This is a genomic window from Petrotoga sp. DB-2, assembly GCF_054051725.1.
In genome coordinates this window covers 1-7,890 of sequence record NZ_JBSVZD010000048.1, presented here as the reverse complement: position 1 = coordinate 7,890, position 7,890 = coordinate 1, and the positions used below count along the sequence as shown (strand labels likewise).

Annotated in this window: 8 protein-coding genes and 1 pseudogene; 4 read left to right on the top strand and 5 right to left on the bottom strand. The window is 33.6% G+C overall.

Features of this window, described 5'->3' with window-relative positions:
* Positions 1 to 79: 79 nt before the first annotated feature.
* Entirely contained in the window at positions 80 to 865 is a 786-nt protein-coding gene (locus tag ACW9JY_RS10170; protein ID WP_457284284.1) for a dihydrolipoamide acetyltransferase family protein, read from the bottom strand.
* 314 nt (positions 866 to 1,179) lie between these two features.
* On the opposite strand from ACW9JY_RS10170, the gene lipB reads away from it, so the two are divergent.
* Positions 1,180 to 1,890: a lipoyl(octanoyl) transferase LipB gene (gene lipB, locus ACW9JY_RS10165; RefSeq protein ID WP_457284283.1), complete on the top strand. Its 711-nt coding sequence runs from the start codon at positions 1,180 to 1,182 to the stop codon at positions 1,888 to 1,890.
* Positions 1,841 to 2,695 (top strand): lipoyl synthase, encoded by an 855-nt coding sequence (gene lipA, locus ACW9JY_RS10160; protein WP_457284282.1) that lies wholly within the window; start codon positions 1,841 to 1,843, stop codon positions 2,693 to 2,695. Before lipB ends, lipA begins: the two co-directional genes overlap by 50 nt.
* Before the next feature lie 37 nt (positions 2,696 to 2,732).
* On the opposite strand, the gene ACW9JY_RS10155 is transcribed toward lipA, so the two are convergent.
* The gene (locus ACW9JY_RS10155; RefSeq protein ID WP_457284281.1) at positions 2,733 to 3,701 is read right to left on the bottom strand and encodes a potassium channel beta subunit family protein; all 969 of its coding nucleotides are present in this window, start codon (positions 3,699 to 3,701) and stop codon (positions 2,733 to 2,735) included.
* Positions 3,702 to 3,865: 164 nt separating this feature from the next.
* Here ACW9JY_RS10155 and ACW9JY_RS10150 point away from each other — a divergent pair, with 164 nt between their 5' ends.
* Positions 3,866 to 4,558: a lipoate--protein ligase family protein gene (locus ACW9JY_RS10150; RefSeq protein ID WP_457284280.1), complete on the top strand. Its 693-nt coding sequence runs from the start codon at positions 3,866 to 3,868 to the stop codon at positions 4,556 to 4,558.
* Positions 4,559 to 4,596: 38 nt separating this feature from the next.
* Here the strand turns inward: ACW9JY_RS10150 and ACW9JY_RS10145 are convergent, their stop codons facing one another.
* The 3 genes from ACW9JY_RS10145 to ACW9JY_RS10135 are packed head-to-tail and all read right to left on the bottom strand — an operon-like array spanning position 4,597 to position 6,843.
* Entirely contained in the window at positions 4,597 to 4,830 is a 234-nt protein-coding gene (locus ACW9JY_RS10145) for a lipoyl domain-containing protein (RefSeq protein WP_103077042.1), read from the bottom strand.
* An 8-nt stretch (positions 4,831 to 4,838) separates the two neighbouring features.
* On the bottom strand, positions 4,839 to 5,843 hold the full coding sequence (locus tag ACW9JY_RS10140) for an alpha-ketoacid dehydrogenase subunit beta (protein ID WP_457284279.1): 1,005 nt from the start codon (positions 5,841 to 5,843) through the stop codon (positions 4,839 to 4,841).
* 1 nt (position 5,844) lies between these two features.
* On the bottom strand, positions 5,845 to 6,843 hold the full coding sequence (locus tag ACW9JY_RS10135; protein ID WP_457284278.1) for a thiamine pyrophosphate-dependent dehydrogenase E1 component subunit alpha: 999 nt from the start codon (positions 6,841 to 6,843) through the stop codon (positions 5,845 to 5,847).
* A 276-nt stretch (positions 6,844 to 7,119) separates the two neighbouring features.
* On the opposite strand from ACW9JY_RS10135, the pseudogene ACW9JY_RS10130 reads away from it, so the two are divergent.
* Positions 7,120 to 7,890: pseudogene (locus tag ACW9JY_RS10130) on the top strand (methyl-accepting chemotaxis protein); the annotation flags it as partial.

Below are 7,890 nucleotides of genomic sequence, written 5' to 3'. Positions count from 1 at the left end.
AAATCACTATCTTTATTGCCCTTGGTAAACTTAATTTAACTCCAGCTTAATTACCCACTATTTTCGTGATAGAACCGCTTTATGATATATCTTCTGTATTTTCGAAGTGTTCTTTCACTTTTTGTAAAAACTGGGCTCCAAGAGCACCATCGATAATTCTGTGGTCTATTGTAAGTGATAAAGTTCCTATCTTTGCTATCTTTTGTTCCCCTTCTTCTATTATTAGGGAATCTTTTATTCTATTTATTCCTAATATTGCAACTTGAGGTGGGTTAATAATAGGGGTGAAAGAATCAACACCAAACATTCCTAAATTTGTAACGGTAAAAGTAGCTCCTATTAAATCTTTTTCTTTTAACATACTATTTCGTGCTCTGGTTATTATGTCATTGTATTCTTCTATAAAAGTTTTTATATCTTTTTTATCCACTTCTCTTAAAACAGGTGTAATTAAACCATTTTGTGTATCAGTGGCAACAGCGATATTTATAGAATCATATATTACAACTTTTTCTCCATCAAAGGTAGCGTTCAACTCAGGCAAATCCCTCAGTGCATTTGCCAAAAGCTTTATCATAAGAATGGTAAGCGAAGGCTTTTCTTCAATTTTTTCCCGTAGACTAATTATGTTGTCCATTTTTATTTCCATGTTGAGAGTCACATGAATCGCCTGGTTATAACTTTGATAAAGTCTTTTGGAAATAATTTTTCTTATACCTATCAACTTTTTTTCGGATTTTACTTTAGGATAAAATTTCTCTTTGATATATGATTGAATAATCTCCTGGCTTATTTCGCCTTTTTCCTCTTTTAGCTTTTCAAGGTCTATATCGTACTGTTCAGCAATCTCTTTAAATTCGTCCATATAATTCACCTCTCCTTTTTAAAGTTATTAGTACATAGTTTTAAAAAATATTTTTAGCTTGAACTTTAATCAATCCTTTTTAAAAAAATCAATATAACACAATTATACTCTTTTTACTTAGTTTTTTAAAATTTCATCTATGGAGATTAGATGCGCTAAGAAGCGATTACAATTGTTTATGGCTGTTTAGGGAAAGAATTCTTACGTTTGCTCGTAATTGCTTAATCTTGTGATAAATTTCTCTTTTCATATTTTTAATTAATCTGTTATAATATTAGTAAAGAATTCAATATTAGTTTAAGGAGTTAGATAAGATGAGAAGAGGGTTGGTATGGAATTACAATGAAGTTAAATATTTGAAAGGTAAAGAGATTCAACAACAAGCTATGAAAATTGTCCGAAATGGCTTAGCTGATGGAATTATGATACTATTATCTCATCCACCAGTGTACACTATTGGAAGAGGAGGAGGATATGAAAATCTAAAAAAAAATGTCGATGAAATAAAAAAAATTGCGGAAATATATGAAGTAGAAAGAGGAGGAAATATCACTTTTCATGGCCCTGGGCAATTAGTTATCTATCCTATTCTTAATCTTAGAAAATGGCCTACTGATATTGGGCAGTTGGCTTATAATTTAGAGGAAATTATAATAAAAGTTTTAAAAGACTACAACATCATAGGAGAGAGAATTCCACATTCAAAATATAGAGGGGTATGGGTTGAAGATAAGAAAATCTGTGCAATGGGACTTTCGATTGATCATTTTATTACGTGGCATGGCTTAGCTTTCAACGTTAATACCGACCTGTCGTATTTTGAGAATATTGTTCCGTGTGGGATAAGAGAGTACGGTGTAACCTCTTTAGAAAAATTAGGTATAAAAGAAGATATTGAAGAGGTTAAAACAAAGGTTATTCAGAAAACAGAAGAAATATTTGATATTAAATTTACCTATGATAGGAGTGAAAATGATGAAGAATGCAGAATGGTTGAAAGTAAGTATTTCCCCCGAAAAGTTTGAAGAAATTCGAGATTTTATTGAGGATTATTCACTTAATACGGTTTGCCAAAGCGCTGATTGCCCAAATATTGGGGAGTGCTTTGCTAAAAAAACCGCAACATTCATGATAATGGGTAATATATGTACTAGAGGATGCAGGTATTGTTCTGTACCAAAAGGTAAACCTTTACCTTTGGATAAGGATGAACCGAAAAGATTGGCTCAAGCGGTAGAAAAGTTGGGGTTGAAATTTGCAGTTGTTACTTCTGTTACCCGTGATGATTTGCCTGATGGAGGAGCGTCTCATTTTGCCCAAGTCATCAGCGAAATAAAAAAATTGCCTGGAAACGTTAAAGTAGAGGTTTTAGTTCCAGACTTTTTAGGGGTTGAAGAATCTATTAGAATCGTTGCTGAAGCATCTCCTGAAGTTTTTGGCCATAATATAGAAACTATCCCTGAGTTCTATTCAAGAATTAGACCCAAAGCTATTTATAAAAGGTCTTTGGATGTTTTGAGAAAAGCAAAAGAAATAAATCCCTCTTTAGTTACTAAATCAGGGATAATGTTAGGTTTTGGAGAACAAGAAGAAGATGTCGTAAAGGTTATGAAGGACTTAAGGGAAGTCGACTGCGATATAATGACCTTAGGTCAATATTTAAGGCCTTCTACGAAACAGGTTGAAGTTGTTGAATACGTTACCCCCGAAAAATTTAAAAGATATGAAGAAATTGGATATTCACTTGGGTTTAAATTTGTTGCATCTGGTCCGTTGGTAAGAAGCTCATATCGTGCTGAAGAGGCTTACTTAAAAGCTAAAGAAAATTAAAAAAGATCCCACCGAATCGGTGGGATTTTGATCATTTTTATTGGGGTTTATTGCTTAGAATTTTTTCAATTTCCTCCATGACGCTATCTGTAAGTTTTTCTTTTATCTCGGAAGCTTTTACATTTTCTTTCACTTGTTCTGGTCTACTTGCTCCAGTTATTACGGTACTAACGTTTGGATTTTTCAATATCCAGGCGAGGGCAAGCTGAGCCATCGTTGCACCTAAATCATTGGCTATTTTTGTCAATTTTCTGACCTTTTCGATATTTTCTTGAGATAATAGTCCGCCTTTTTCGAACTCGTTTCGTAAATTTTCAAATTTTGCAAGTCTACTATCTTGAGGAATTCCTTCGTTGTACTTTCCAGTTAATACCCCGCTGGCCAATGGACTCCACGTAGTTAATCCCAATCCATATTTATCATAAAGAGGTTTAAATTCTTTCTCAACTTTATTTCTAACAAACATGTTGTATTGAGGTTGTTCCATTGTGGGAGGGATAAGATTTCTTTTATCCGCTATTAGATAAGCTTCTTCCAGTTGCTCCGCACTCCACTCGGAAGTGCCCCAATAAAGAGCTAAGCCGTTTCTTATTATATAATCCATTGCGAATACTGTTTCTTCAATGGGCGTTGTAGGATCTGGTCTATGGCAAAATATAAGGTCGACATAATCAACTTGTAACCTTTTTAGAGAGTTCCATGTTCCTTCTAAAAGATGTTTCCTTGATACCCCTTTATCGTTTGGGCCTTTTCCACCCCAGAATATTTTTGTAGAAATTACTAGGTCTTCTCTTCTATACTCTTTTATTGCCATTCCCATTAAAGATTCAGAAAGCCCATTAGCATAGGCTTCTGCGTTGTCAAAAAAGTTAACGCCGTTTTCATAAGCTGTACGTAAACATGATTTGACCCCTTCTGTGTCTAATTGATTTCCAAAAGTTAACCAAGATCCAAATGAAATTTCACTTACTTTTATACCTGCTTTACCAAGATTGTTATATTGCATAATCTACCTCCTCTTTCTTCTTTAATTATACCCTATACTATTATACCATATCTTATTGTTAATTTTTCATTTTGCATTAGAAAGAAATATTTCTATAAACTTTTTATTTGCTTTTGTGTGTTGTTTTATTGTATAATTAATTTAATTAAAAATAAAGGGGGCACTTGAAATTAATTAGAGATATGAGTCGTAAATTTAAATTTAGCCTTTTAGAGAATAATTGTACAAATCCTTATCAAAACTTTCAAATTGAAGAAAATATTTTGAAGCAACCTCTCAATAGTGATGGTATTTTAATGCTATGGCAAAATACTCCTTGTGTAGTAATTGGTAGATTTCAGGAAGAGGCTTTAGAAATAAATATTGACTATCTAAATGGAAAAAATATTCCAATTATACGAAGATTAACACCAGGTGGTACGGTTTATCATGATTTAGGGAATTTAAATGTTACTTTTTGCAAAAGAAAAGAGGATGTTTTATTCTCTAATTACTTTTTAGATGAAGCTAAGGGTATTATAGGAATCGTTGCCAAGATCCTCAAAAGCTTTATTGCACAGGATATAACTGTAGACGAAAGAAACAGTATATATATAGAAGGAAAAAAAATTTCTGGTTCAGCTGCTACTATTACGAATGAAAAATTTTTTCTTCATTTTAGTTTGCTTGTTAATTCTGACCTAGAAGAATTAAACAGGATTATCAAGTGGAAAGAAGAATATCCTAAAGAATCACCTAATTATATTAAAAGTATTCGTTCGCCAGTAGCAAATTTGATTGATTTTCGAAAAGATTTAGATATGGAAAAAGTAAAAGTACTCATAAAATCAGCTTTTAAAAATTATAATTTACTATAATTTAAAAAAGTCTGGCAATTAGCCAGACTTTAAACTTTTCAGCTTTCTATAAAACCTATGACTTCCTCTTCCTCGATTTCATCGTTATCTTTTTTCACAATTTTAAGCGTTCCTGAAGAAGGGGCAGTAATTCTAAGTGTTGTTTTTTCGATCATAACTTCACAGATTTCTTCGCCTTCTTTAACTTGATCCCCTTCATTTCTGTACCATCTTATAATAACTCCAGATTTTCCTTCTTCACTGATTTTTGGAACCTTAATTTCTACACTCATTTTTTCACCTACTTTATCATTTGTTTGCAAGTTGAGATGATTTTGTCAGCACTAGGCAAAGTAAATTGTTCCAGTACACGGCTGTATGGAATAGGTACATCAGGGAAAGCAATTCTTCTAGGAAGAGCCTTTAATTGATCTCCAATTTCTTCGGAGACTGAAGCTATTATTTCACCACTCATTCCATAACTCAAGTAATCTTCGTCAACCACTAATAATCTACCCGTTTTCTTGACTGATTCTATTACTGTTTTCTTGTCTAAAGGTACTAATGATCTCAAATCTATGATTTCAACATCTATCCCTTGATTTTCAAGTTCTTGAGCAGCTTTATTAGCCTCATACAAAGTTTTTGCTACACTGACCAAAGTAATATCTTTACCTTTTCGAATTACTTTAGCTTGTCCAATAGGGATTGAGTAGGGTTCCTCGGGGACTTCTGTTGCTGCTTCTTCCGGAGAAGGCATCCAACCAATTCCTAAAAGTCCTTTATGGAAAAAGTACATTACTGGATTGTCATCCCTTATAGCCGAAATCATTAAACCTTTAGCATCATAAGCGTTAGAAGGAATTACAACTTTCAAACCAGGAACATGCGCAAAAATAGAGTACAAAGTTTGTGAATGCTGTGCGGCATCGTTGTATCCTCCACCGATTGCGGTAGTTATCACTAAAGGAAGTTTCACGTTTCCATTGGACATATAATGAACTTTGGCAATATGGTTGTAAATTTGATCCATTGCGACACCAAAGAAATCTACAAACATTAATTCTGCAATCGGTCGCATTCCTTTTGAAGCTGCTCCCAAAGCTCCTCCAAAAAAAGCGGATTCACTAATTGGAGTATCTTTAATTCTTTCAGGGCCAAATTTATCCAATAGACCAGTTGTTGCGCCAAAAATGCCGCCGTACTTACCTACATCTTCTCCCATAACAAAAACAGAGGGATCTCTTTCCATTTCTTGTGCAATAGCTTCAGAAATGGCTCTATGCATTGGAAGTTTTCTGGCCATACTATTCACCTCCTGCAAACACGTTTTGTAGAGCTTCATCTTTTTCGGGGTATGCACTGTTTCTAGCAAAATCGATTGCTTCGTTGATTTCATCTGTTATATCTTTTTTAATCCCTTCTAATTGTTCTTGGGATACAATCCCTTTAGAAAGCAATTGGTTCTCTGCAAACAAAACAGGATCATTCTTTTTTGCTTCTTCTAAATCTTCTTTTGGACGATAAAGTTGAGGATCACCTTCAAAGTGGCCTCTTAAACGGTAAACTTTTACTTCTATAAGAGTGGGCCCTTCACCTCTTCTTGCTCTATCGATAGCTTCTTTTGCAACTTCATATACTGCCATAACATCTTTACCATCTATACTTACCCCAGGTATTCCATAGGCTTTGGCTCTTTCACTAATTTTACTAACCGAAGTGGATGCGTCTTTAGGAACAGAGATACCCCAAGAGTTATCCTCAATGACAAAGATTACAGGTAATTTCCATAATGATGCAAGATTCAATGATTCATGGAATGTGCCTTGATTTGCAGCACCTTCCCCTCCTACAGCAACCGATACATAATCTTTGCCTTGCATTTTTGCAGCTATACCAATACCTACACCTTGGGGGAAACTAGCACCTACAATACCACTACAGCTAAAACTGACATTTGGATCAAAAAGGTGCATATGCCCACCTTTACCTGCTGATAAGCCGGTAGCTTTACCAAAAATCTCTGCAGTCATCTTTTTAAGGTCTACTCCCTTAGCTATAGCAAAATTATGAGCTCTATGTGTTCCTACTACTCCGTCTTCTGGTTTTAAATGAGCACAAACACCAGCTGCTGATGATTCTTGCCCGGTAGAAAGGTGAAGTTCTCCTGGTATTGGCCCAGCAGAAATATCGAACAACGGGGACTTTCCTTCATAGTAAATTTTTGCTAGTGTTTCTTCGTAAGTTCTAATCTTGTACATAGTTTTATATAACTCTAATAGCAAGTTTTCTCCAGTTTCTGACATACTTTTCACCTCCTGATTAATTAATTTTGCACTGTTTTTGAAAATTCAAAAATACATTTTAAAATTAAATATTATTTTTAAGCTTTATTTGCCTCTAATGTTCCTATACTTATACCCTGTACTATTATACCATATTTTTTTGTTAATTTTTCATTTCGTATTAGAACATATTAAAAATAAAAAAGAAATATTTTTAAAAACTTTCTATTTGCTTTTGAGTACTGTTTTATATTATAATTATTTTCAAGATAATTAAAATAGAGGGGGAGAAATACCATGTCATTCAAAAGCATGAGAGGAAGGATAATTGTAATTATCGTTGTAATTTTTGTTTTATTTGGGGCAGCGATTTCTTTCAATATTTTTTCTTTGGTAAAGTCCAACGATGGTTTGGGTAGTTATAGAGGTTTATCTGATGCAACGAATCAAATCTCCGAAATAGAAAACGACTTTTTTGAAGCTGCTTTAGCCTTCAAAGACTATGTGATTAACTACGATGAACAAACAAAAGAAACTTTTACTCAAAATATCAACGCTGTTCAAAGTTTCTTTACAGATGAAACTACCGATTCTACACTTGTGCAAAACATAATCACTAAGATAGGAGAGTATGAAAGTAATTTTAATCAAATTGTTCAATTGAACGAAGAAAAAAATAGACTCGTAAATCAAGATTTTAAAGATATATCCAATGAATTACGTCAAAGTATTACCGACTTTAAAACCTTAGCCCAAGAAAATAATGTTTCAACCCTCGTTTTTTACGCTGATAGTTCACTTAATATATTGGATAATATAGATAATTTATCTTCCATGTATTTTTCATCCAAATCTCTTGGAGATAAAAACAATGTTTTAAATGCTTTTAATGAATTGGATTCCCAACTTTTGATTATGCAATATGGACTAACCTCGGACAAACTAACTGAAATGTTCAACAAGACGAAAGATGTGGTTGAACAATTCAAAGACACATTCAACCAAATAGTCACAACGATAGAATCCCAAGAGCCTATAATCGGGCATATGGAACAAGCAAGAGTAGAG